This window comes from Chthoniobacter flavus Ellin428 (assembly GCF_000173075.1).
GTDB classification, from domain to species: Bacteria; Verrucomicrobiota; Verrucomicrobiia; order Chthoniobacterales; family Chthoniobacteraceae; genus Chthoniobacter; species Chthoniobacter flavus.
In genome coordinates this window covers 94,978-116,546 of record NZ_ABVL01000009.1, presented here as the reverse complement: position 1 = coordinate 116,546, position 21,569 = coordinate 94,978, and the positions used below count along the sequence as shown (strand labels likewise).

Annotated in this window: 20 protein-coding genes and 1 riboswitch; of the genes, 15 read left to right on the top strand and 5 right to left on the bottom strand. The window is 60.5% G+C overall.

Annotation, left to right across the window (positions count from 1 at the left end; all coding sequences use genetic code 11):
- Window positions 1–128: 128 nt before the first annotated feature.
- A complete protein-coding gene (locus CFE428DRAFT_RS15990; RefSeq protein ID WP_006980634.1) occupies window positions 129–1,472 on the bottom strand; it encodes an amylo-alpha-1,6-glucosidase in 1,344 nt (447 codons plus the stop codon).
- A gap of 314 nt (window positions 1,473–1,786) precedes the next feature.
- On the opposite strand from CFE428DRAFT_RS15990, the gene CFE428DRAFT_RS15985 reads away from it, so the two are divergent.
- Together CFE428DRAFT_RS15985 and CFE428DRAFT_RS15980 are read left to right on the top strand one after the other, a co-directional pair.
- Complete coding sequence (locus CFE428DRAFT_RS15985) at window positions 1,787–2,056, top strand: hypothetical protein (protein ID WP_006980633.1); 270 nt, start codon at window positions 1,787–1,789, stop codon at window positions 2,054–2,056.
- A gap of 182 nt (window positions 2,057–2,238) precedes the next feature.
- A complete protein-coding gene (locus CFE428DRAFT_RS15980; RefSeq protein ID WP_006980632.1) occupies window positions 2,239–3,465 on the top strand; it encodes a sialidase family protein in 1,227 nt (408 codons plus the stop codon).
- Window positions 3,466–3,547: 82 nt separating this feature from the next.
- Here CFE428DRAFT_RS15980 and CFE428DRAFT_RS15975 read toward each other — a convergent pair whose 3' ends face one another.
- Window positions 3,548–4,879 (bottom strand): Gfo/Idh/MocA family protein, encoded by a 1,332-nt coding sequence (locus CFE428DRAFT_RS15975; RefSeq protein ID WP_042725160.1) that lies wholly within the window; start codon window positions 4,877–4,879, stop codon window positions 3,548–3,550.
- Between the two features lie 94 nt (window positions 4,880–4,973).
- On the opposite strand from CFE428DRAFT_RS15975, the gene CFE428DRAFT_RS15970 reads away from it, so the two are divergent.
- The 10 genes from CFE428DRAFT_RS15970 (at window position 4,974) to CFE428DRAFT_RS15930 (ending at window position 13,284) form a co-directional block, all read left to right on the top strand.
- Window positions 4,974–5,513, top strand: a complete 540-nt coding sequence (locus tag CFE428DRAFT_RS15970) for a D-glycero-alpha-D-manno-heptose-1,7-bisphosphate 7-phosphatase (RefSeq protein ID WP_042725117.1) — start codon at window positions 4,974–4,976, stop codon at window positions 5,511–5,513.
- Window positions 5,506–6,240 carry a 3-deoxy-manno-octulosonate cytidylyltransferase gene (kdsB, locus tag CFE428DRAFT_RS15965; RefSeq protein ID WP_006980629.1) on the top strand — a complete coding sequence of 245 codons (735 nt, stop codon included), beginning with the start codon at window positions 5,506–5,508 and terminating at the stop codon, window positions 6,238–6,240. Before CFE428DRAFT_RS15970 ends, kdsB begins: the two co-directional genes overlap by 8 nt.
- An 81-nt stretch (window positions 6,241–6,321) precedes the next feature.
- Window positions 6,322–7,923, top strand: coding sequence for a CTP synthase (locus tag CFE428DRAFT_RS15960; protein WP_006980628.1), 1,602 nt, complete (start codon window positions 6,322–6,324; stop codon window positions 7,921–7,923).
- Window positions 7,924–7,981: 58 nt separating this feature from the next.
- Window positions 7,982–9,241 carry a hypothetical protein gene (locus CFE428DRAFT_RS15955; protein WP_042725116.1) on the top strand — a complete coding sequence of 420 codons (1,260 nt, stop codon included), beginning with the start codon at window positions 7,982–7,984 and terminating at the stop codon, window positions 9,239–9,241.
- A gap of 224 nt (window positions 9,242–9,465) precedes the next feature.
- Window positions 9,466–9,570: riboswitch (TPP riboswitch) on the top strand.
- 149 nt (window positions 9,571–9,719) lie between these two features.
- On the top strand, window positions 9,720–11,774 hold the full coding sequence (gene thiC, locus CFE428DRAFT_RS15950; RefSeq protein ID WP_006980626.1) for a phosphomethylpyrimidine synthase ThiC: 2,055 nt from the start codon (window positions 9,720–9,722) through the stop codon (window positions 11,772–11,774).
- 19 nt (window positions 11,775–11,793) lie between these two features.
- On the top strand, window positions 11,794–12,012 hold the full coding sequence (locus tag CFE428DRAFT_RS15945) for a DUF433 domain-containing protein (protein ID WP_006980625.1): 219 nt from the start codon (window positions 11,794–11,796) through the stop codon (window positions 12,010–12,012).
- The gene (locus CFE428DRAFT_RS15940) at window positions 12,009–12,347 is read left to right on the top strand and encodes a DUF5615 family PIN-like protein (protein ID WP_006980624.1); all 339 of its coding nucleotides are present in this window, start codon (window positions 12,009–12,011) and stop codon (window positions 12,345–12,347) included. The genes CFE428DRAFT_RS15945 and CFE428DRAFT_RS15940 overlap by 4 nt, the downstream gene beginning before the upstream one ends.
- 52 nt (window positions 12,348–12,399) lie before the next feature.
- Window positions 12,400–12,624 (top strand): hypothetical protein, encoded by a 225-nt coding sequence (locus tag CFE428DRAFT_RS37410; protein WP_006980623.1) that lies wholly within the window; start codon window positions 12,400–12,402, stop codon window positions 12,622–12,624.
- Window positions 12,599–12,895 carry a hypothetical protein gene (locus tag CFE428DRAFT_RS15935; protein WP_162145274.1) on the top strand — a complete coding sequence of 99 codons (297 nt, stop codon included), beginning with the start codon at window positions 12,599–12,601 and terminating at the stop codon, window positions 12,893–12,895. Before CFE428DRAFT_RS37410 ends, CFE428DRAFT_RS15935 begins: the two co-directional genes overlap by 26 nt.
- Before the next feature lie 146 nt (window positions 12,896–13,041).
- On the top strand, window positions 13,042–13,284 hold the full coding sequence (locus CFE428DRAFT_RS15930) for a hypothetical protein (protein ID WP_006980621.1): 243 nt from the start codon (window positions 13,042–13,044) through the stop codon (window positions 13,282–13,284).
- Between the two features lie 178 nt (window positions 13,285–13,462).
- Here CFE428DRAFT_RS15930 and CFE428DRAFT_RS33805 read toward each other — a convergent pair whose 3' ends face one another.
- Window positions 13,463–14,236 (bottom strand): UPF0158 family protein, encoded by a 774-nt coding sequence (locus tag CFE428DRAFT_RS33805; RefSeq protein WP_006980620.1) that lies wholly within the window; start codon window positions 14,234–14,236, stop codon window positions 13,463–13,465.
- A 537-nt stretch (window positions 14,237–14,773) separates the two neighbouring features.
- Here CFE428DRAFT_RS33805 and CFE428DRAFT_RS15920 point away from each other — a divergent pair.
- Window positions 14,774–16,603: an AAA family ATPase gene (locus CFE428DRAFT_RS15920; protein ID WP_006980619.1), complete on the top strand. Its 1,830-nt coding sequence runs from the start codon at window positions 14,774–14,776 to the stop codon at window positions 16,601–16,603.
- Window positions 16,604–16,815: 212 nt separating this feature from the next.
- Here the strand turns inward: CFE428DRAFT_RS15920 and CFE428DRAFT_RS15915 are convergent, their stop codons facing one another.
- Entirely contained in the window at window positions 16,816–18,582 is a 1,767-nt protein-coding gene (locus CFE428DRAFT_RS15915; protein WP_006980618.1) for a redoxin domain-containing protein, read from the bottom strand.
- A 107-nt stretch (window positions 18,583–18,689) separates the two neighbouring features.
- Between CFE428DRAFT_RS15915 and CFE428DRAFT_RS15910 the strand changes: the two genes are divergently transcribed.
- Window positions 18,690–19,436 carry a hypothetical protein gene (locus tag CFE428DRAFT_RS15910; RefSeq protein ID WP_042725157.1) on the top strand — a complete coding sequence of 249 codons (747 nt, stop codon included), beginning with the start codon at window positions 18,690–18,692 and terminating at the stop codon, window positions 19,434–19,436.
- 90 nt (window positions 19,437–19,526) lie between these two features.
- On the opposite strand, the gene CFE428DRAFT_RS15905 is transcribed toward CFE428DRAFT_RS15910, so the two are convergent.
- Window positions 19,527–20,060, bottom strand: a complete 534-nt coding sequence (locus tag CFE428DRAFT_RS15905; RefSeq protein WP_006980616.1) for an REP-associated tyrosine transposase — start codon at window positions 20,058–20,060, stop codon at window positions 19,527–19,529.
- 187 nt (window positions 20,061–20,247) lie between these two features.
- Here CFE428DRAFT_RS15905 and CFE428DRAFT_RS15900 point away from each other — a divergent pair, with 187 nt between their 5' ends.
- Window positions 20,248–21,117 (top strand): RluA family pseudouridine synthase, encoded by an 870-nt coding sequence (locus tag CFE428DRAFT_RS15900; protein WP_006980615.1) that lies wholly within the window; start codon window positions 20,248–20,250, stop codon window positions 21,115–21,117.
- Window positions 21,118–21,569: the final 452 nt, after the last annotated feature.

The following is a 21,569-nucleotide window of genomic DNA, read 5'->3' as shown; positions in this document are numbered from 1 at the left end:
CTCAAGAACCCACGGAAATTGGAGGTCCTTCGCTCCGCCCATGATTCCCCGCTTCGCTCAGGATGACGGGTTTTTTGGAACCGCTGGCGCTGGATTCGGAGCTCCAGCTCCGGGCTGTCTGGCAGATCCTACCGCGCCACGCCGCCCGACTGACGCCACAAATCCACCATCGCAAAAAGCGGATTATGCCCGAGGTAATCCACACACGGGATCTTCCGGCCCTTGGCTTTGCGGGCGAGCGTTTTCTGTTCACCACCGTCGGCGTCGTAGAATTCCCACACCGTGCCGCTACGATCGAATTCCGCGGCCGTGGCGTCGAGAGCTTTCTCCAAAAGAGCCCGAGCCGCGTCAGCGCGTCCGTAGCGCAGGCAACCGCGGGCCGCCCAATAGGTCATGCAATTCCACGCCGGGCCGCGCCACATGCGGCGTTCGTATTTCGAGTCGGAGCGAGCGACGGTGGCGATGGGGTGCGCGGTGAAGAATTCCTTGGAATTGAGCAGGTGCTCGTCGATCACGCGTTTCGCCTGCGCAGGAGTGGCGGCGCCGACCACCATGGGCCACATGCCTTCGAATGCGAGGTGACGTAACTCGGGATGATGCGCGCTCCAGCTATCGTAGAAGAAGCCGGTCTGGTCATCCCAGAGCAGGGTGGTGATCAGCTTCTGTAGTTTGGGGGCCTTGTCGGTCCAAGCCGGATCGGGCTTGCCCAGGGCGCCGCTCCAACGAGCAGCATGATCGTAGAGCATGTAGACGTGCGCGGTAGCGTCGACGCTTGCGGCGGGACCAGGAGGACGCTCATCGCAACGGATACCTTCGTCCATGCCGCTTTCCCAAGTCTTCTGGATAACGTCGAGATAGTAGAAGCCGCCATCCGACGCCATGCGCTTCGCCTCAAACCATCCGATCTGTTTGCGCAACGCCTCGTAGCATTCGGCGAGCAAAGTCTTGTCCGGTGACGCCTGCACACATGCTTCCGCGGACACCACCCACAGCGGCGGAAAACCTTTGTCCGGTTTCCACGTGGCTTTGCCGGCCTTGTCAAAACTAATCACGCCCGGAATGAAGCCGTCGGGTTGTTGCCCGGCGAGTTCGTTGCGCAGTTGATTGCGCGCGTGCTCGGGCAGCGCGCGGACGGTGTCGAGGCGCTGGTGGGTGAGATCGAAGTGGCCGAAAATTTTCCCGCCTTGATAACCCGGCCCGATGTCTTCGAAGGGAAAGCGAAAGTAATCCAGCGGGGGATGCACGCTTTGTCCGTGTAACTCCGCGAGATAAAGTAACATCGGCTTCCATGCCGGATTTCCCGGCAACGCCGCTTCACGGGCCAGCGCGTCGCGCAAGGGCGTGCCCTCGGGAGTAGCGGCTTTAGTCGTGAGATATCGACCGCCGATGAGTTGGGCCGCGGCGATGCTAGTAATTCCACGAAGGAAGCGTCGACGACCACAGTAAGTATACGCAGAAGATGGAATGCTCATGGGGAATGAGCCATTAGAGTAGCCTGATTATTTTCCCCTTGGCCGCTAAAAAGTTTTATCGGAAACGGCAACGATGGCTCGCCAGTTGCTCCGAATGATAAACGCGAATTGAAGAGATTGTAAGGAAACCCAACCCTCTTCGTTTTCGATATGTTATGACACCGACATTCGATTGTCCTCATTGTGGGAAGAGCGTCCCGGCTACCATTCAGCAAATGGGGCTGAAAATGCTCTGCCCGCATTGTCACGCAGAAGTCAGCATCCCGGCAGACGAGGTGGCGATGGCCGAGTCACCGTCTTCCTCAAGGTCATCCATGATGCCGCGATTTGAAACGGATGGCGTCGACGTCCTCGAGGAGCAGGGATTCTTCGATGCATGGCTCAGTCCGAATATGAGAGTCCGGGACAATGTCCTGCAGGGACTTTTCACCTTGCTCTGCGTGTTCGTCCTTAGCGTGTGGGGATTCTTTTTTGAGAACCACACGTTCGAAGGTTTCTTGCACGGAACCATCGCCGGTCTCGTGGTCGGCTTTCTCGTCAGCGGATTCTTTCTGATGCTCTACCGCGTCTTCCGACAAGAATGATCGTGACGCTGCGCTGACGTCAGGCAGCAAAATATTGTAGGGCGGCCATCCTGGCCGCCGCTGGACTTCGCACGGCCAATCTGCTTGGCCATGCAGCCGGGATAACATAGCGTCTCGCGAGTGAAATGGCGCGTAACCCTTCCCCCTGGCTAATCATCCGAATCCCCGCGCGACCGCTTGAGATGATGACTTCGTTGCTTCGTGTCCTGTTTCTCTCCCTGGTGAGTAGTGCCGCTTTGGCGGCCGAGCCCGCGTTGGATTACCGTATTCAACTCGAGACCATTCATCACGGTTACGATGGGCAGACCTGCTGGGTGCATGCGCGCGCGGGGACGATTCCTGGCCGCACACCCAGCGTCGTCCTCACGATGCAAAAGCTCCTCCTGACGGGCTCGGATGTCTTCTTCGCGCTGAATGAAATGCGCACGGACGATCTCGGGAAAACGTGGTCTGGCCCGACCGAGCACGCGGCGACCCTCGGACGTCGCGAGGAACCGGACGGAGTGACCGCGGCGATTTGCGACTTTACTCCCAAGTGGCATGCGAAGACCGGCAAACTCCTCGGCACCGGTCACACCGTGCGCTACCGCGATGGCAAGGTGATTCCCAACGTCGACCGGCAAACCGCTTATTCAGTCTACAACGCGGACACGCACACGTGGTCTCCCTGGGCGACGATGGCCATGCCGGACACGGCGAAGTTTCAAAGCGCCGGCGCGGGTTGCACGCAACGCCTCGATCTGCCGAATGGCGACATCCTGCTGCCCATCTATTTCAAAAACAAAGAGCAGAAGCAGGATCGGGTCACCGTGCTGCGCTGTAGTTTCGATGGCACCACGCTGCGGTATGTGGAGCAGGGGAATGACCTCGTCGTCCCGATCGAACGGGGACTGGCCGAGCCGTCGCTCACCCGGTTTCACGATCGCTACTTTCTCACCCTGCGCAACGACCGCGCCGGCTATGTCTGCACCAGCACGGACGGGTTGCATTTTACCGAGCCGCAGGTCTGGCGTTGGGACGACGGAACAGAACTCGGCAATTACAATACCCAGCAGCACTGGGTGACGCATAGCGACGGGCTCTTTCTCGTCTATACGCGCACGGGAGCGAATAACGATCACGTCTTCCGGCATCGCGCCCCACTCTTCATCGGTCAGGTCGATCCGGAAAAGTTGTGCGTCCTACGCAGCACCGAGCGTGTGCTCGTACCGGAACGTGGCGCGCGGCTGGGCAACTTCGGCGTCACCAATGTGAACGAAAACGAAACATGGGTGACGGTGACCGAATGGATGCAGACGTGGGGGCCAAACTACATCATGCGCCCCGACAATCCCTACGGCTCGGACAACAGCGTCTACGCGGCGCGTATTTTGTGGAATACGCCCAATCGCGATTGGGATAAACAATAGGCTGTCACGGCCTGCTTTCGCATCACGGAAAGCGCTGGAGGGAAGCGCTCCGTCACTTCCGGGTGAGCTTATTCTCAGACGTCTAAATCTCCCAGCCGTGGCGATAGGCGCGCCGGACGTATTGGTTGGCTTCCGCGACGTTGGTGAATTTCAGCGCGGCGGCATTCCAGGCGAGCGTCTGGTTCGGGAAGCGCGAGGCGACGCTGCCGAGCAACACCGCTTCGGTGAGCGGTCCGGCGTAGTCGAAATTCGCACTCGTCTTGCCCTGGCCGCGAGCGGCGTCGATGAATTGATGCCAGTGATTCGCCCCCTCGACTTCCGCGATGGGGTGGCCTTTCGCCTCGCCGAGGAGCTTCGGCATACCGACGTGCGGCAGGACCATCACACCGTGCGTGCCGCGGAAGATGCTGCCTTGATCGGGCAGCTTGTCATTGCCGGGCGTGCCATCGAGCGCGAGTGCCTGGATATCCGCCGGCGGACGTTGCACGCCATCATACCACGTCACCTCCACAGTCTCGCCCGCGGTGTACGGCGTGCCGGGAAAGACATAACGGCAGAGCGCATTCGTCGCCCAGGAGTGATCATTCGGCGCGGCCCCTTCGCTGCGCACGCTGAGCGGTGCGGTCAGGGCGAGCGCGTTGAAGACCGGGTCGTAGATATGGCAGCCCATGTCGCCGAAAGTGCCGGTGCCGAAGTCGAGCCGTTTGCGCCAGTTGGCCGGGTGATACCAGCCCTGGCCAATGAAGCGCCGCTCCGGGCACACGCCCAGCCACAGATCCCAATTGAATCCTTCCGGAATCGGGTCGGTGCGCTGCGGTTCCGTGCCGAGATCGCCCCAGGTCTTGCTGCTCCAGGTGTGGACCTCACGGACCTTCCCGATCGCGCCGTCCTGCACCAGCTTCACCGCGGTGCGGTATTCCTTGTTGCTGTGAATCTGGATGCCCATCTGCGTCACCGCCTTTTTCGCGCGGGCCAGTTCGGTGATGCGGCGGGTCTCGGCGAGATCGTGGGTGAGGGGCTTCTGGCCGTAGACGTTCAGGCCACGATTGAGCGCCGCGATGCCGATGCGGGCATGCATGTGGTCGGGCGTGGAAACGTTCACCGTCTGCAGGTCGCGCTCCTTCTCGAGCAGTTCGCGGAAGTCCTGATAGACCCGCGCGTTGGGGAACATCTTGCGAAATTGCGCGGCGCGATTCAGGTCCACATCCGCGGCCGCAACGATCTCGACCGCGGGATGTTTCGAGATGTTCGTGAGGTCGCTCATGGCCATGCCGTTGGCTCCAAAAGTGGCGTGATGGATCTTGCCGTTGGGCGATTGGGCGCGCAGCCCAGTGGTGACGAAAGGCGCGACGGCGAGGCCGGCGGCGAGCTGCTGGAGGAAGGTGCGACGTTTGATGAGATGGGGGTGGCGCATGGCGAACTCGTAAATAGCGCACCGAATCTTGACAAGAGCGATGATGCGAAAAACGACTTGCACGTCGCGCCTTACGCCGCAAATGTCCGCCCCCATGTCTCTTACCGCCATGCCCGCCGTCTTTCTCGATCGTGACGGCACCCTCATGGAGGAAGCGCACTACTGCAGTCATCCCGATCAGGTGAAGATCATTCCCGGGGTGCCGGAAGCGTTGCGCGCGCTGAAAGACGCCGGCTACCGGCTGGTGGTCATCACGAATCAGAGCGGCATTGGCCGCGGCTACTATACGCTGGCCGATTACGAAGCCGTCTCCGCTCATTTCCTCAACCTGCTCGGCGGGGGGCTCATCGACGCCACGTATTTCTGCCTAGAAGCGCCAGAGAAAAACTCGCCGCGGCGCAAACCGGCGACTGGGATGCTCGTGGAGGCGCAGCGCGATCTCGGGCTCGATTTTGCGCGCTCATGGTTCATCGGAGACAAGGCCGTGGACGTGCAATGCGGGCGCGCGGCCGGGGTGCGGCCCATCCTCGTGCTCACCGGACACGGCGCGAAAGAAGACGCCTCCGGCGCGGAGTTTGTGGCGAAAGACTTTGCCAGCGCGGCAGCATTTATCTTAAAGACTTCGGATGCCTAAGGTTGCCGTCGTCATCCCCTCGCGTTACGCCTCGACCCGACTGCCTGCCAAGCCGCTGCACCCCATCGCCGGGAAGCCGCTCGTGCAGCACGTCTGGGAACGTTGCGCCCGCGCCAAAGGCATCGACAAAGTGATCGTCGCCACCGACGACATGCGCATCGCCGAGGCAGCCTTTGCTTTCGGCGCCGAGGTGGCGATGACTTCGGACAAGCACCGCAGCGGGACTGATCGCGTCGCCGAGGTCGCGAAAAAGCTGAAAGGCTACACGCACATCATCAACGTGCAGGGCGACGAACCGCTGGTCGACCCGACCGTCGTCTCCAAGCTCGCCGCTGCCATGGCCAAGGATCGCAAGATCGAGATGATCACCTCGGCGAGCATCTTCACCCCGGACGACGATCTCACCAACCCGAACATGGTGAAGGTGGTGCTCGATCGCGAGAGCAACGGCCTCTACTTCTCCCGCTCCCTCATTCCCTACGTGCGCAATGACGGCGTGCGCCCGCAATTCTACCGCCACCAGGGCATCTACGGCTACACCACGAAATTCCTCCTGCAGTTCGTGAAGTGGAAGCCGGGCATCCTCGAACAGGCCGAATCTCTGGAACAACTGCGCGCCCTCGAAAATGGGGCGAAGATCCGGGTCGTCCTGGCGAAGCACGCCGCCGTGAGCGTCGATACACCCGAAGATGTCACCGCTGTCGAACGCATCCTCGCGCGGAAATAGCTTTCTCTCTATTGTCACCACGGCACCGCTGACTTCTCACTTCGTTCGAATCTCAATCCTCAACTCTCCATCTCCTATTCAGTGAAATACATCTTCGTTACTGGCGGCGTGGTTTCCTCGCTGGGCAAAGGCCTGGCCGCGGCATCGCTCGGCACCCTGCTCGAACACCGTGGGCTCAAGATCGTAATGCAGAAATTCGATCCGTATCTCAACGTCGACCCGGGCACGATGAGCCCCTTCCAGCACGGCGAAGTCTACGTGCTCGACGACGGAGCGGAGACGGACCTCGACCTCGGCCACTACGAACGCTTCACCCACTCGGTGCTCTCGCGCTCGAACAACACCACCAGCGGCCAGGTCTACCAGACGGTGCTCGATAAGGAGCGCCGCGGCGATTACCTCGGCAAGACCGTGCAGGTCATCCCGCACGTCACCGATGAGATCAAGGCACGCCTGCGCAAGCTCAGCACCGAGCAGCCGTGCGACGTGGTTATCACCGAAATCGGCGGCACCACCGGCGACATCGAGGGGCTGCCCTTCCTCGAGGCCATCCGCCAATTCATCCAGGAAGTCGGCCCGCAGAATGCCATGGTCATGCACGTGACCCTCGTGCCCTACATCAAGGCCGCGGGCGAGCTGAAGACCAAGCCCTCTCAGCAGTCCATCGCCAAGCTGCGCGAGATCGGTCTGCATCCGCAGGTGCTCATCTGCCGCACCGAGCATCCGCTCGGCGAGGACGTGCGCTACAAGCTTTCCGTCTTTTGTAACGTGCCGCTCGAGGCCGTGGTCGAGGCGCGCGATGTCGATCACACCATTTACGAAATGCCGCTCATGCTCCAGCACGAGCGTCTCGATGACACCGTATGCCGCATCCTCGGCATCACCGCCCCGCCGGCGGACATGACCGAGTGGAAGAAATTTGTCTCCCGCGTGATCAAGCCGAAGAAGCGGGTGAAGGTCGCGGTCGTCGGCAAATACATCGAGCTGCAGGACGCCTACAAATCCATCTACGAATCGCTCACCCACGCCGGCGCCAGCGCGGATTGCGGGATCGATCTCGTGCAGGTGGATGCGGAAGAGCTCGAGGAAAAGCATGCCTCGGAATTCCTCCGCGATGCTGCTGGCATCCTCGTGCCCGGCGGCTTCGGCGATCGCGGCATCGAAGGCAAGATCCGCGCGGCCCAGTATGCGCGCGAGCAGCAGACCCCTTTCCTCGGCCTCTGCCTCGGCATGCAGGTGGCGACCATCGAATTCGCCCGGAATGTCTGTGGGATGACCGACGCGAACAGCACCGAGTTTGACGCCGCGGCCCAGTATCCGGTCATCGACCTGCTGGAAGAGCAAAAGGACGTGACCGACAAGGGCGCTTCCATGCGCCTCGGTTCGTGGATCACCAAGATCGTCGAGGGCTCCCGCGCGCACAAAGTCTACGGCAGCACCGAGATCCGCGAGCGGCACCGCCATCGCTACGAATTCAACATGAAGTATCGCGAGCAGATGACCGCGAAGGGGTTCGTCATCAGCGGCACTTCGCCCAATGGCTCGCTCGTCGAGATGATCGAGCTCAACGACCATCCCTACTACCTGGCCTGCCAGTTCCATCCGGAATTCCAATCCAAGCCGAACCAGCCGCACCCGCTCTTCAAGGGCTTCGTGACCGCCTGCCTCGGCCATGGGGGCTAGAGGGTTCATTCATCCAGGCCTGACAACCGCCAGCGCATTTCCGATGATATTGACGGTCATGAAAACGCGTCTTCTTCTCCCCGCACTTTTCATCTTCACCGCGACCGCGCTCTTCGCCGCTGAACCAGACAACGGATTCACCGTTCACGAATGGGGTACCTTCACCTCCGTGCAAGGGGCCGATGGGGTGCAGATGGATTGGAACCCGCTCGTCGCGCCGGAGTTGCCTCGCTTTGTTTACGACCGCGCTCATGCCGGCAGTGCCCGAATCGGTGGCATCGTCGTCGCCGGCAAAAGCAGTCTCGTCACCCGGCAACGAATGGAGACGCCGGTGATGTATTTCTACAGCGATCGCCCGCGGGTGCTGGATGTCGCGGTCCGTTTTCCGATGGGCACCATTACCGAATGGTATCCGCAGGAGAGTGCCGCCGTCCCCACGGTGGTCTCTGCGCCAGGCAAGAACCCTCCCGCATTGCATTGGCCGAAAGTGGAGATCCTGACGAAGGAAGAAGCCGCGCAAGTGACCCTGCCGTTCGACGCTTCAGGCAGCCACTACTATGCGGCGCGCGAGACCGACGCTTCCCTGCTCCGCGTCAGGGAGGAAAAGAAGCCCGCCGAACAGGAAAAGTTCCTCTTCTACCGCGGCGTCGCGTCGTTTGAAACACCGTTGGCGGTGCGCCTCGGCAGCAGCGATCCGAAGCAAGTGTCGCTCGCCAATTCCGGCAGCGAAGACCTGCGCAATCTCTTCCTCTACGAAGTGCGGGCCGATGGTAGCCTGTCGTGGCTGACCCTGGATCGCCTGGGCGCCGGCGAGACCTTCGGCATGGATCTGGCCAAACCGACCGGCACCGGCGCGGATTCGTTGGCCGAAGCCCTGCGCAAGGCGTTGGTCGGGCAGGGGCTTTATGAAAAGGAAGCTGCCGCTATGGTGAAGACATGGGAGAGCGCCTGGTTCGCGGAGCGGGGGATGCGCGTGCTTTATCTGCTGCCACGGGCCTGGACCGATCGCACGCTGCCGCTCACGGTCGCACCCGCACCGCAGAAGATCGAACGGGTCATGGTGGCCCGGGCGGAAATCATCACGCCCGCCATGGAAGCCGCGCTTCAAGGTGAGATCGAGCGTTACATGGCCGCCCAACCGGAGAAGCGGCCGAAGATCATCGAGGAAACCCGCGCCCTTGGCTTCGGACGGTTTGCCAACTCCGTATTGCGCCGCGTCTGTAGCACCAGCGAGCGCAGCATCCAGTTCCAGACGCTCGCACGGGAGCTACTCCAGGCAGCCTCGGCGCCGGAGCTCAAGAGCGCCGCGACTAACTGAGAGAGCAGAAGGAAGAGAGAGCAGAAAAAACATACAATTGGAAGAAGCGCCGCCGCGCACTTGCGCCATTGGATGTTGGGCGTTGGATGTTGAGCCGAGGCTTTGCGAGACGCCCTGGTGCCGGGGGGCAATGTTGGCCATTTGCCAATCCTTTGCCACCCTCTCTCCTCCTTTCCCCGACCCACCGCGCCCTTGACTCCCCCTCGGTCGCTAATATCATCACCGAAAACCAGCAGGGGAGCCGTTTAGGCTGAGAGGTTTGCGAAAGCAAACGACCCTTTGAACCTGACGCGGGTCATGCCGCCGCAGGGAGCCGCGCCGTCGCAAAGGGCGCGTTTCAAAGCTCAGCCGTGCTGCACCCTCCTGCCGCACGGCTTTTTCATTTCCCGACACCGCATCCCGAATTCCCCAAAAGCCACTGACTTCAGAGAACGCGGCTATCAACTATTACCCATCCACTATCCACTTTCCTCACCCCATGATCGCCCCGAAAGACTCCCTCGAACCCCACAGCAGCGACCAGCTTCCCGCCAGCACCCGCGTCTACGTGCAAGGCGAGCTCTTTCCCGACCTCCGCGTCCCCATGCGCGAAATCGCCCTCACGCCCACCAAGTCCATGAGCGGCGCCACCGAGGAAAATGCTCCCGTCCGCGTTTACGATTGCTCCGGCCCCTGGGGTGACCCCGCCTTCACCGGCACGTCCGACGAAGGCCTGCCCGCCTTGCGCGCCGACTGGATCGCCAAGCGTGCCGACGTCGAACCCTACGACGGCCGCGAAGTGAAGCCGCAGGACAACGGTTACCTCTCCGGCAAACACGCCGAATACGCCAGCAAAGCCGAGCGCAACCGCCTCGTCGAATTCCCCGGATTGAAGGGCCAGCGCCGCCGCCCCTTGCGCGCCAGCGCCGGCCATCCGGTGACCCAGCTCTGGTACGCAAAGCAGGGGATCATCACCCCCGAGATGGAATTCATCGCCATCCGGGAAAACATGCGGAGGAATGCGGAATGCGGAATGCGGATTGCGGAATTGTCGGAGGATATCGTGCGGAACGATCTCTCGAAGCAGCACGCCGGTAGCGCTCAACTCTCTTCCGCTGCGGCGGAGCGGCCACTTCCGGGGGAAAATGGGGGACTCTCAACTCTCAACCATCAACTATCAACTTCCCCCGCCTACACCCCCAGCGTCTTCACCCGCTTCCCGCAACGCATCCCGAACGAGATCACGCCGGAATTTGTGCGCAACGAAGTGGCCATGGGCCGCGCCATCATCCCGGCGAACATCAATCACCCCGAGCTCGAGCCGATGATCATCGGACGCAACTTCCTCGTGAAGATCAACGCCAACATCGGCAACAGCGCCGTCGCGTCGAGCATCGAGGAGGAAGTCGAGAAAATGCGTTGGGCCACCAAGTGGGGCGCCGACACCGTTATGGACCTCAGCACCGGCAAGAACATCCACGCCACCCGCGAATGGATCCTGCGCAATTCGCCCGTCCCCATCGGCACCGTCCCCATCTACCAGGCCCTGGAGAAAGTCGGCGGTAAAGCCGAGGACCTCACCTGGGAGCTCTTCCGTGACACCCTCATCGAACAGGCTGAGCAGGGCGTCGATTACTTCACCATCCACGCCGGCGTCCTCCTGCGCTTCATTCCGCTCACCGCCCGGCGCATGACCGGCATCGTCAGCCGCGGCGGCAGCATTATGGCCAAGTGGTGCCTTTCTCATCACAAAGAGAATTTTCTCTACACCCATTGGGACGACATCTGCGACATCATGGCCGCGTATGACGTCAGCTTCTCCATCGGCGATGGTCTTCGACCAGGTTCGATTGCTGACGCAAATGATCGAGCGCAATTCGGAGAATTGGAAGTCCAAGGCGAGCTCACCCGCCGTGCCTGGGCCAAGGGCGTGCAAGTCATGAACGAAGGCCCCGGCCACGTCCCCATGCACCTCATCGAGGAAAACATGGCCAAGCAACTCGAATGGTGCGGCGAAGCCCCCTTTTACACCCTAGGGCCATTAACCACCGACATCGCCCCCGGCTACGACCACATTACCAGCGGCATCGGCGCTGCCATGATCGGCTGGTACGGCTGCGCCATGCTCTGCTACGTCACGCCCAAGGAACACCTCGGCCTGCCCAATAAGAAGGACGTCAAAGACGGCGTCATCACCTACAAGATCGCCGCCCACGCCGCCGACCTGGCAAAAGGCCACCCCGGCGCCCAATACCGCGACAACGCCCTGAGCAAGGCCCGCTTCGAATTCCGCTGGGAAGACCAGTTCAACCTCGCCCTCGACCCCGAAACCGCTCGCGAATTCCACGACGAAACGCTCCCCCAAGAAGGCGCCAAAACCGCCCACTTCTGCAGCATGTGCGGCCCGCATTTCTGCAGCATGAAGATAACAGAGGATGTGCGGAAATATGCGGCGGAGCAGGGGATCGCTGAAGAGGCCGCCCTAGCCGCTGGCATGGAGGAGAAGTCGAAGGAGTTTGTGGAGAAGGGGGCGGAGGTTTACGCGAAGGCGTGATTCCGTTATAGTCATCCTCATGACTGCGCATGATCTCATCACGGTCGACCCCGAGATTCTCGGTGGGACCCCTGTCTTCAAGGGCACCCGCGTTCCGGTGAAGACCTTGTTTGATTATCTCTCCGACAGTCTCTCCCTGGATTACTTCCTCGAATCGTTTCCTTCCGTCCCCCGAGAGCTCGCGGTGGCAGTGTTGCGCTACAGCCAGCAGGATATCGAACATCAGGCGGCAGCGTGAAGGTTCTGCTCGACGAGTGCGTTCCGGCGCAGGTGCGTCACGCCTTGGCCGGTCACGACGTCGCCACCGTCCAGCAGCAGGGTTGGACGGGATTCAAAAATGGCGACCTGCTCGCGGTGGCAGACAGCGCCGGATTCGATGTCTTCATCCTGGCCGACAAAAATCTTCGTTATCAGCAGAATCTCACCGGACGTCGGTTGGCCATTTTGGAACTATGGACCAATCACCGCCCAACCTTGGAAAAGCATTTCCCGTTGATCCGAGCTGCCGTAGAGGCGGTGGCCCTTGGCGAATATCGGGTTTTGGAAAATCCTCAGCCGGGCGACGAGCCGTAAAGGACGAAATCTCGGCTTTTCGTCGTCGCTCGATGCTGCTAATAAGTATCCCATGATCTACGAAGAGCTTTCCGACGAATGGAAAGAGTGGCTCGCCCTTTCGCCGATCGAGCGCTTTCATGAGAGCGAGAAGATCTTCGCCAATTATCTAGCCATGGGAGGCAGCCTTGATCCCGACCCCGATCCGACAAGTCCTTTCTACATTCCGGAAGAATCAGGTTCAGGCCCTGCTTATGGGCGGCCAGGCCTGCGTGTTCTACGGCGCAGCGCAGTTTAGCAAGGACATCGATTTCACCCTCCTGGCGGACGAGGAAAACTACGTGCGGTTGCACGCCGCGCTCGGGGAGTTGCAAGCGGTCCGCGCCGCGGTTCCTCCTTTCGATCCTGCGGCGCTCGATCGCGGCCACGTCGTCCATTTCCGTTGCCAGGCGCCGGAAGTCGCTGGATTGCGAGTGGATCTCATGACCCGGTTGCGCGGTGTTGCTGATTTTGCGACGCTTCTGGGCGCGTCGCACGACGATCCAGGATGCGGACGGGACTTGTTATGACCTGCTCTCCGTCGAAGATCTTGTGCAGGCCAAGAAAACGCAGCGAGCGAAAGATTGGCCGATGATCGGTGCACTGGTTGAAGCTCACTATCGCGCTATGCACGGCACAGCCGACTCCCGGAGCGGATCGCCTTTTGGCTGCGGGAATGCCGCACCCCGGAGCGTTTGGTCAACTCACCCGGATTTTTCCGGCCGAGACCAGCGAGATGGCCGACCGACGGCCGCTCCTGCGGATTGCGGTCTCCGGTAACCTCGACGAACTCGCCGCCGCTCTCGACGCTGAGGTCCGCGCGGAAATGGCAAAGGACCGTGTCTACTGGGAACCGCTGAAACGCGAATTCGAAGCCATGCGCTTCGCTGAAGCGCGGGGAAATCGTGCCGCCCCATGATTCCGCGGGCCGGCCAATTCTCGAGCCGAGGCGCAAATTGGCCTGCGCTCAAGCAGGCTCCACCAGCCACAGCCCGGAGGGCTGATCGGACCGTAGCCCCGGATCTCATCCGGGGATCACGGCCAATGCCTCCCATCCACCCCGAAGGCGGTGGCGGAAACCCTCCGTCCGGCGTCCATCACTGCGGGTCAATGGTCCGCACAAACTCGGGTTCGATTCCCAAAGTCTCCAGCCAGTTCCGCGCATGCTTCTTCAGCGCCTGCTGCTGAAAAGCGAACCATTGATCGCGCAACTGGAGATCCGAGTGCACCGCGTCCTTGAATCGCCGAAATGGCTTGTTGCCCGAGAGCGCATCGATCAGCCGGGATTTCCAGGAGGACTCCGGCAACGACTCCGCGAACCCCTCCATGATCCGGAAACTCTCGTGCGAATCGAGTGCATTGATCTCGTAATACCGGTCCGGATCTCCTTCGATGCGCTCGCTCAACTCTTCGTAATCCTCCCACTCCGAAAGGAGCTCCAGAATCTCCCCCGTCTCGGAATCGAGATAAACGGGAATCGGTGCGCCGTCATAAGTCTTGGCCTGTTCGATCGCGTCCGTCAGCTCATATTCGACAATCTTCAGCTTCCGGAGTGGCCCCGCCTCCGCCGCCAGTACTTCGTCGTCTTCCTCTACCGGCGCCTTCTCCTCCTCCGCCAGGGTTTCGCCCTCCGCCTCGAACTCCGGGCAACCCTGATGCTCAAAGGTCAGCAAACCCGCCCGCGGACTTTTCCGATTCGCGCACACTCCCCAATCCATCCCCAACTCACCGTCCAGCGGCAGGAAATGAATGCAACCGCTCGAGCAATCCGCGGGAGACTCGGCCGTTGCCCGATCACGCTCACCGTACGGACGGAAGTCCGACGGCAATTTCTGGCACAGGGACCAAAGAATCTCATGCAATTCGCTCATGCTTACGAAGCTAGCGCGGGCGGGGTGATGTATCCAAACGATTTGCGCCACCTACCGGGATTCGCCCAACCGCTTTAGAGCGCACACGGGGTCTTGAGGCAAAGCGGCAGGCTGTCCCGGAGGGACACAAGGACGTTAGCCGGACGTAACCGCGCCGGCCCGCGCGCTTCGCAATATCTCATTCTTGGCGCCAAGGAGCTTGCGAGCGCCACCCCGGCCGGGGGGGCAAAGCCCGTGATCCTGCTGGAAACCACGTAAAACTGAGCTTGAGTCTCGCCGCCACCGGCGGCACACTGCGCAGAGGAATGAGTGCCCGTTTCGAACCAAGCACGTGCAGCCCGGACTTCTGCTCGATGAGCCGAGGCGCGCGAGTGGGCGCGCCGAGACAAACAATGCGTAGCGTTGCCCGAAGGGCGATGCCGCGGGGCGCAGCTTCGTTAACATCACCGAAGACGCCTCCCTCACACAGAGGATCGAGGAGAAGTCGAAGGAGTTTGTGGAGAACGGGGTAGGAATTTCCGCGAAGGCGTGAATACTATGCCGTCAACCATACCTGCAGGCGGTGCTTCGGCGTCACCGCCACTCGGTCCGATCAGAATTGCAATCGGCGGACAGAATTCACAGCCTTTTAAATCGATTGATAACTTGCTGTGGGAAGATGTCCCGCCGTTTGCTGTTTTAACGGGGCTCAATGGCTCTGGTAAGACACAGTTATTGGAGTTACTCGCGTATAGACTAACTCAAACACGTCACCCGCAGTTGGGGGATCTTGGTAAGGTACTCGTTAATATCACGGGAGATACATTTAGCCCCGACTCGGTCGCATTTATACCGAGTCAATGGGAAATTGGCGGGGCCCCTGTCTTGGGGCTTGCTCAATTGCAAGACGCGAAAAGAAATCTCTATTCTCAACTTCAACGGCACCAAATTGAGCATGACATGGTTAGGCGGGCCATGCGTGGAAAGTTGGAACGACTTCTCGGTGTTCAGAATCTTGAGCAACTCGGTGCGGAGGCGTTCGCCAAACGGCTTCCGGACGATTTTGCGTTCATGCTTAATGAAGTCAGCCTCACGGCCGGTCTTACCCATGTATTCCTCGCATATAGAGTCCGCACTGCAGAAGCCCTGGAAAAAGGGCAGTCTCGAGAAGAGACCGCTCAAAAACTTGGACCAGCTCCTTGGGATGTACTAAACCAAATGTTTCAAGCTGCAGAATTTACATATCGAGTAGTGTCGCCGCTCGAAACAGGGTTGCTTGATACTTACGAGATATTGCTCGAAGATCCATCTACCGGTCATCGAATACAGCCGACGGACTTGTCTTCCGGTGAAAAGACACTTCTCGCGTTAGTTTTGTGGTTGTATAACTCGCAACACCACGGCCAGTTTCCCCGATTGTTTTTATTGGACGAGCCGGACGCGCATCTGCACCCGTCGATGACGCGGCACCTGCTTAATGTCATTAAAAATGTTCTTGTTGAACGACATGACGTCCGGACGATTTTAACGACGCATTCCCCATCAACTGTCGCGCTTGCGCCGGCAGACGCATTGTTCGAAATGTCGAAGCAGCAACCGCGAGTGGTGCGGTCTCGTTCGCAGGCTGCAACGATCGGACTACTGACTGCGGGATTGATCACAGTTTCTCCAAATACCCGATATGTATTGGTCGAAGATGAAGATGACGTAAAATTCTATAGCGCAGTAAGAGACCTACTGCTCGATTACGGCCCAAGCCGTGATCCACGTGCGATTAAACCGGCGCCGAGTATTGTATTTCTGCCTGCTTCAAATGGGGCGGGTAAAGCAAAGATTGGCGGCGGAAAAACAGTTGTAATTCCGTGGGTCGAAAAATTTGATCAAGCGCCACTGAATGAACTTGTTCGCGGAATCATCGATCGGGATATTTCCAATAGTGGAACAGCGCGAGTCTATCCGGTGGGGCGCTACAGCATAGAAAACTATCTTCTCGACCCGTTGGTTGTCTTTGGAGCTCTCCTAGACGCTGGTCGGGCACCCGTCATCCCGAATGTGGCAATTTCGGTCGGGGATGAATATCTCCTGCGTTCGATGTCTGTCATGCAATTGCAATCAATTGTTAATACGATCCGCGGGACGGTTGAATCTAGATTGGTCAATTTGACCTCTTTCGAAGTGATGACGACTGCTGTGGTTTTTACGAACACGAAAGTCCTTCAATACCCTCTGTGGATGATCGATCGCCGAGGTCATGATTTGCTCCCACTTTATCAGGCGGCTTTTGGCGGACCAACTGTGCTGACTCCACCTAAGTTAGAGCGAAGTTTTCGTAGGATTCGCCTGATACCCAAGGAACTTGCGGACATCATGGACAAACTTCAGTCGTAATTCGTTGCCGAGAGAATGAGGCGCATGCAACAAATCGCGACGGACGCCCCTTCGAGCGAGGGTGTGGTACGGCAATCCTGCTCAGTTTTGGGCGCTGATTCGATTTGGCCATCGACAAAGCGCGGAAAATTTCGCCTGTCTTTGGGAACGCCCACTGCCAGTTGGAAACTCCGTTTCCAATTTACCGCCATAGAGCACGGGGGAGACGCAGGTTATAGCGCTTTTTGGAGAGCGGCAGGCGTCTCCTCTTTCTCCGGCGGCAACTCCGCATAGCCGACGTAGCCGATGAACATCTCATCCCAGGATTGCTGCCCCCAATGCACCGTCTTCGTGGCATCCGGGTTGGAGGGGTTTTTGTCCGAGTTATCGAAGGCGCCGCTGCAGACGATTTTCGTTCCCGCGGGGACGCGGAGGGGTTGGGCGAGGCGGTAACTCGTCTGCCAGTTGAAATCGAAACGGGGCACGGAGAGGAGCGTCTCGGTGCGGCCGTCCGGAAAAACGGCGTCGAATTTCATGCACGAACCTCGCCGATGCATGTGCGGCGTGAGGACGTAAACGAGCGAGTCCTTGGCGAAACGGAAGGTGGCGGAACTGGACGCTTCGGGGGCATGGGGCGGGATGGTGAAATCCAGCTTGATGGCCATGCCGGTCTTGTAGACCAGCTTGGGTTTCTCATGCAGCAGATAGAGGCCGATCTCGGTGTCGTCGGTCTGCGGAGTGCCGTTGGTGGTGTAGTGCAGCTCGAACTCCAGTTCGGCGTTGTGACCGAGGAAAATGCCGGTGCCTTCCGGCAGCCGTCCGGGCATGCGGCCCGGCGCCCAGCCGGCGATCTTCACGCCCGGTGCGCCCCAATCGTTGCCGGAGCCTTCAAACCGCGCGTAGAGGATGGCGTGATGCAGGACCTGGCGGTTGCCCGGTTTCACCACGGCCGCGGCCAGCCACGCGTCCCCCGGCACAGGGGACGGGACTTTGATGTGCCGATAGTCGAGCACGCCCGTGGCCGGGATTTGCTCCGGGTGCGGCAGCTTCACGATGTAGTCGGGCTTTCCCAACGGCCATTCGGCCGCTTCCGGCGCAGGCTGGGCGAGGGGATCGGCGTCTGATCCCTGCGGTGCGCCCTGGTGGATCCAGCGGAGGAGCGTTAGCGTTTCGGCGGCGCTCAATTGCGCCGCATTGGAAAACTGGCCGAAATGCGGGTCGGCATGCCAGGGCGGCATCCGTTGTGTGAGGATGACTTCCTCGATCATGCGGGCCTTGCGTTTCGCCGCCTGGTAGCTGGAGAAGGCGAACGGCCCGATGTCGCCGGTCCGATGACACGCGACGCAATGTTGCTCCAGGATCGGCGCGACGTCGCGGGCATAATCCACCGGCTCCTCCGCGTGATTGCTTTCCGCGAAAGTTAGCAGGCAGCCTTTCGCCGGGGTTTGCGCGGTAGGAATCGCTTCGCCTTTGAGGAGCGCGGTGAGGGCCTGTTGCGCATAGCACACGCTCGGGGCCGGCTTTTCCGCGCCTTCTGTCAACTGATCGTCCAGCGCTCCGCGATAGACGATCGACCAGGTCTTCGTGTCGAGGACGATGGTTTCCGCGGTGCGCTCCACGGCAAAGCTGCGGGCCAGTGCTTGCTTGGGATCGAGCAAAACGGGCAGGCTCTCGACACCGAGCTCGGCGGCTTCCTTGGTCACGGCGGCTGGCTCGACGTCGAGTTCGGAATCGACCAGCCAGACGGTGACGTCGTCCTGGAACTGGCGCTTCAGTTCGAGCAACTTCCCCGCGTTCTTCCGCGCGACCGGACACCCGATGCCCGTAAAAAAGAGCACCACCGCGCGGCCCTCCGCCCGGTGCAATTCATGGCTCTTCCCGTGGTCGTCGAGCAGCGCGAAATTCGGCACCTCGGCCGCGCAGAGCATTTCGCTCCGCGCCATCAGCAGGCAGATTCCAAGGGGGATGCCAGCGCGGAGGAGCGACGAGGTGAATTTCATGGCCGGTGCCGAGCATGCCCTTCACCTGCCGTTTTTTCAACTTCGCCGATGGACGTGGCCTGCCTTTACGGGTTGACAGCGCGAGCCGCATCCGGTTTCCCATCTGCATGAACCTCCGCCTTTTCTCCCCGATCCTTCTCGTCGCCGCGTCCGCTTTTGCCGCCGATGCGCCGAAGCTTCCTTCGATTCCAACGGAGCCCATCGCGAAGAAGAAAGAACTTCTCTTCTCCGATGACTTCAACCGGACCGAATTGGGAAAACCCTGGGCGATCGTAGTGCCGACCTTTTCCATCGAGAACGGCACGCTGAAGGGCACGCAGATGCGCTTCGATGCACCGGCCGTGGAAGCAACCGCGGGCGCCCCGGCGAAGCCGGCGGTGAAGGGACATCAGGCCGTGATCGGCAATGACATCCCGACTAAGGACAGCGTGATCGAGTTCCGCTTCAAGCTCGGCGGCGCACAGTCGGTCACCGCGGAGTATGACGACCGGAAGTTCAACGGCTCGCACTACGGGCACATTTGCATGGCGCGCATCGCGGCAGACAAGATCACCCTCGTGGACCAGAAAGGTCTCGCGGTCGCCCGGCCCGAAGGCGCCACCGGCGAACCGCCCGCCCCGGCCGGCCGGAAAAACGCCGCGTTCCCCATTACCCTCGATCCCGCGACCTGGCACACGTTCATGCTGGAGACGGTGAACGACACCATGCGCGTCACGATCGACGGCAAGCCCGTGGCCTTCCTGCAATCCCCCGGCATCGCGCACCCGACGAAATCGAAGGTCGAGTTCGGCTGCATGGGCAAGGACGGCTTCTTCGACGATCTCAAGATCTGGAACGCCGAGCCGGTGAAGTAGGGACGCCCGAGCCCCGCTTTGCCTCTCGTTCCCAAAGTTAGCGAAGCGCTTTGGGAACGCGCCCTCCGGTCCGGAAACTCCGTTTCCAGCTCACCGCCACAAATCGCAGCGCAGCACTGGCTGACCGCCAGGTAACCATTCGTGGGCTGAACTGTAGCGCCAGTGCTCGGGCGAAGCGACCCAGCCGCGGCGGACGGGATTGGCGTGGATATACTCAATCTTCTGCAGCCTTGTCTGGTCGGAATAGATGGCCTGCGGGTGATATCCTTCCTGCCAGAGTTGCCAGGTGCTGCGCGTTTTGTGGTCGGCTTTGCCTGCGGCGAGCAGGTCGAGTAACCATGTGCGGCGCTCCACTTCGAGTTGTGCGAGGAGCTTTCCGGCGGTGAATTTCTTCAGGTCGGCCATCACGCGCGGTAGATTGTCGCAATGCACGACGGCGTGGAAGTGATTCTCCAAGATCACCCACGCGTAGAGTCGGAGGCCTTTCTCGCGACGGCAGAAATCCAGGGAGCCCGCGAGGATGTCGCAGCAGGCCGCGGTATGGAAGACGGGGAGCCAGTCCACGATGGTGGAGGTGACGAAATGGGCACGCTCCGGTTCGTGGACATAATAGCGGCTGCGCATGGCGGCAGAGTGGTGAGAGGGAAACGGAGTTTCAAGGCGGGCGTTGGCGTTCCCAAAGCGCTTCGCTAACTTCGGGAACGAGATGGGGTGGGGGGAACGAGACAGAACCTCGGATAGGCTGCTGCTATATCGCTACCCTCGTTCTTCGCCCTCGCAAAGCGCCCGCTTTGCGTGAAGAGTCTTTCCGATGCACAAACCTCGCACCGTCGATCAACCGGCGGAGCTTCTCTCTTACCTCTTCGCGAATTGGCCGACGGCCAAAAAGAAACAAGTCCGCACCTGGCTGAAACATCAGGCCGTGGTGGTTAACGGCCGCGTCGTGACCCAATTCAACCACCCCTTGAAACCTGGGGACATCGTCGCCATCCGCTCCGATCGCTTTGCCGTGCCCGGCACCGTCGTCGGTGACGACATCCGCATCTGTTTTGAAGACGCGGCGCTGCTGGTCATCGACAAACCACCGGACCTCCTGACCATCGCCAGCGAGGCGGAGCAGGAAAAAACCGTCTACTTTCAGCTCACCGAATACTTGCGGGGCAATGATGTTCACTCGCGGGAGCGCGTCTGGATCGTCCATCGGCTCGACCGCGAGACCAGCGGCATCATGGTTTTTGCCAAGACGCCCCAAGCCAAGGGCCTTCTGCAAACGGGCTGGGACAAAGCGGAAAAGCGCTATCAAGCCGTGATTGAAGGCAGCCTGCCCAACGACAAAGGAACCTTCCGCTCCTACCTCGACGAGACCGATCCCTTTCGAGTCATCAGCGTCCCCCGTACTCCCACCACCCGGCACGCCGTCACCCATTACCGGGTGCTCAAGCGGGGCAAGGGCCGCACGCTGGTCGAACTCACCTTGGAGACGGGGCGTCGCCATCAAATTCGCGTCCACCTCGCGGATGCCGGTTGCCCGATTGTCGGCGACAAAAAATACGGGGCCAAGACCAACCCCGCCAAACGCCTTGGCCTGCATTCCTGGTCGCTCCTTCTTCTCCATCCGATCAGCGGTGAGGAGCACCGTTTCGAATCCGAACTGCCCACGGATCTGGCCCGGCTTGTCTGATATCCGAGGCGATTTTCGAGGGCAGGTAGAATTCGGCTGCGGCTCACTGGGAGGGGCGACTTTCCAGTCGCCCTGCGTCGCGGAGCGACGCCCCAAAGGTGGCGCTCCGCGCATTTGTTTCGGTCAGCGACTGGAAAGTCGCCGCTCGTGTGCCCGGCATGGGCCTGAACTAATCAGATGAAACGAACTGATCGAAACTGATGGAAGTAATCGTAGCCGAACGACAAGGCAGCGACCGCGAGGTCGTGGCTGAAAGAAGTCGCAGGCAAAACTCCGACCGCAGGAAAACGAACTGGCAGCGAGGCCGGGCGTGGGCGACGAGCGTGCGAGCAACCGCGAAGTCCGAAGTCCATCCAGACACGTCAGGTAGAGCCAGGCGGCGCGGAGGGAGAGTTCAGGTTCTTACCCGGGGAGAACTCTGCGGTGAGAGCCGCGGAGTAGTCAGCCGAAGC